We start from the raw sequence: 2,480 nt of genomic DNA, 5'->3' as shown, positions 1-2,480 counted from the left end.
GGGCTGACGGAAGCGTCAGCGGCCAGGCTGGCCGGACGGTTCGGCATGCGCAGAGACACCAAGGTAACCATCGGAGTAGTGAGGATTTTTGCTCTTTGCCAGAGCTGACGAAGTCCGGGCGGAGTCAAGTGCATCACACATGCATGAGGTTTCTGCAGGAGGACTGATGCGGGCAGAGGACAAAAATGATCATTACTCAGGGTTTCCGAAGATTTACTACCTCAGGAGGAGCTTGTTCATGAAAACCCTGGTCTTCACTCTTTTTGCCCTGATGTTTCTGTGGGCCGGCGGCGCACAGGCCCGCAGCGTCAAGGAGATGTCGCAAGTTATCAAAGAACCTATTGAAATTGAAGCTTCCGGCTCCAAACGCATGAACGTCATGTTTCCCCACACCGCGCACAAGGGTATTTCCTGCTTCCATTGCCACCACGAAGAAGGCAGCGATGGCCGCTATGTGGCCTGTACCGAGTGTCACGCCACGCCCGGCGCGCGTGAACGCGATCCCATGAGCATGTTTATGGCATTCCACTCCAAGAATGGCGACCGTTCGTGCCTTGGCTGCCACAAAAAGCTTGCTGCTGAGAATCCGGGCAAGTTCCCGCAGTTCAAGGGCTGCCGTCCTTGCCACATGAGCCCCGCCGCGCGTGAAGCCGCCGAGGCCGCCAAGGCTGCCAAAAAGTAATTTTGCATGACATGCGGCAAGTGTGCCGAATGCCGGATGCCGGTCAACCCAGGTTGACCGGCATCCTTGTTGTCTGGAGCATTCTGCTGCCAGAATTATTCAGCATGGGGCACAGGGCTTTTAAGCAGGCAACAAAAAAAGCCCTTGCGGCATAGCCGTAAGGGCGTGTTCTTTCTCTGGAGCGGGAAACGGGATTTGAACCCGCAACCTTCAGCTTGGGAAGCTGACACTCTACCGTTGAGTTATTCCCGCAAAAGTGGAGCGGGAGACGGGATTTGAACCCGCGACTTCAACCTTGGCAAGGTTGCACTCTACCACTGAGTTACTCCCGCGTGGTCTGCGAAACGGCGAAGCGTGAAAATTTTTTGGAGGCGGCATCCAGATTTGAACTGGAGATGGAGGTTTTGCAGACCTCTGCCTTACCACTTGGCTATGCCGCCAGCAAAAAAGTGGAGCGGGAGACGGGATTTGAACCCGCGACTTCAACCTTGGCAAGGTTGCACTCTACCACTGAGTTACTCCCGCTCAGCGAGGTATGCTTTTACGTGGATTAGGCCTGAGTGTCAAGCTTTGTTCCATAAATTTCGAAAAGTTTTATTTTTTTCTGCTAGAGCAGTTTGCGAATGAAACGAGTCAACTGCTCTGCAAGGATTTTCCTGAAAATCCTTGCCGCGAAATGCGAGCAGGCAGGCTTTTGCCTGCCGTAAGCAAGCATTTCAAGTGTTAAATGCTCTAGAGCAGTTTACGAATGAAACGAGTCAACTGCTCTGCAAGGATTTTCCTGAAAATCCTTGCCGCGAAATGCGAGCAGGCAGGCTTTTGCCTGCCGTAAGCAAGCATTTCAAGTGTTAAATGCTCTATTTGATGTGCAAAACCGGCATGAAATTGCCCCGCGGTCCGGGGAGGGCAGCCAAAAATCAGGCGGGCCGTAGTGGCCCGCCTGAAGTTCGGTTCTGTCCCAAAGTGTATGCGGCGTGCGCTACGATTTTTCGCGCTGATCCACGATGCGTTGGGCCTTGCCTTCAGAGCGCTGGATGGAGCGCGGCTCCATCAGGCGCACCTTGGCCGAGACTCCCAAGAATTCCTTGATGCTTTTTTGCAGGCGGTTTTCAAGCATTTGCAGTTTGCGGATCTCGTCGGCAAACAGGGTGTCGCTGACTTCCACGCGCACCTCAAGAGTATCCAGATTGTTGGATGTACCCACAATGATCTGATAGTTGGGCGTAAGGCCGTCACTTTCCATAAGCAGGCCTTCGATCTGCTGCGGAAAGACGTTGACACCGCGTATGATGAGCATGTCGTCGCTGCGGCCCTGAAGGCGCGAAATGCGCACATGTGTGCGCCCGCAGCGGCAGGGGGTGTAGTCAAGGCTTGTGAGGTCGCGGGTGCGGTAGCGCAGCATGGGTATGCCCTCTTTGGTGAGGGTGGTCAGCACCAGTTCGCCCACCTGGCCGGGAGGCAGTTGCTCGCCGGTCACGGGGTCGATGATCTCCGGCAGAATGTGGTCTTCCCACAGGTGCATGCCGTGTTTTGCCTCAACACATTCCATAGCCACGCCGGGCCCCATAATTTCAGAAAGGCCGTAGATGTTCATGGCGTCCATGCCCATCTTTTCCTCAATATCGCGGCGCATGGCTTCTGACCACGGCTCCGCGCCAAAAATGCCTGTGCGCAGCGGCAGTTCGCGAAAATCCACTCCGGACTCGTGGGCGGCTTCCCAGAGATGCAGGGCGTAAGAGGGGGTGGCGCACAGCACCGTGGCCCCGAAATCCCGCATCAGGTGAGCCTGACGGCGCGT

2 protein-coding genes and 4 tRNA genes are annotated in these 2,480 nt (G+C 55.4%); 1 reads left to right on the top strand and 5 read right to left on the bottom strand.

All coding sequences use genetic code 11. The features are described from left to right. Nucleotides 1-238 precede the first annotated feature (238 nt). On the top strand, nt 239-682 hold the full coding sequence (locus tag V6C07_RS08915) for a cytochrome c3 family protein (protein WP_333536049.1): 444 nt from the start codon (nt 239-241) through the stop codon (nt 680-682). 177 nt (nt 683-859) lie between these two features. Here V6C07_RS08915 and V6C07_RS08910 read toward each other — a convergent pair. The 5 genes from V6C07_RS08910 to V6C07_RS08890 form a co-directional block, all read right to left on the bottom strand. Continuing rightward, nucleotides 860-934, bottom strand: a tRNA-Gly gene (locus V6C07_RS08910). 5 nt (nt 935-939) lie between these two features. Next, nucleotides 940-1,014, bottom strand: a tRNA-Gly gene (locus tag V6C07_RS08905). Between the two features lie 34 nt (nt 1,015-1,048). Continuing rightward, a tRNA-Cys gene (locus V6C07_RS08900) sits at nt 1,049-1,122 on the bottom strand. Nucleotides 1,123-1,132: 10 nt separating this feature from the next. Beyond that, a tRNA-Gly gene (locus tag V6C07_RS08895) sits at nt 1,133-1,207 on the bottom strand. A 454-nt stretch (nt 1,208-1,661) separates the two neighbouring features. Further along, nucleotides 1,662-2,480 (bottom strand): phenylacetate--CoA ligase family protein (locus V6C07_RS08890; RefSeq protein WP_333536048.1); only part of this gene is annotated, 819 nt, incomplete at its 5' end.

Source organism: Desulfovibrio sp. 1214_IL3152 (assembly GCF_036763055.1).
Taxonomy (GTDB): Bacteria; Desulfobacterota; Desulfovibrionia; order Desulfovibrionales; family Desulfovibrionaceae; genus Desulfovibrio.
Note: the sequence above shows the minus strand (reverse complement) of the source record. Positions and strands in the feature narration are given on the sequence as shown.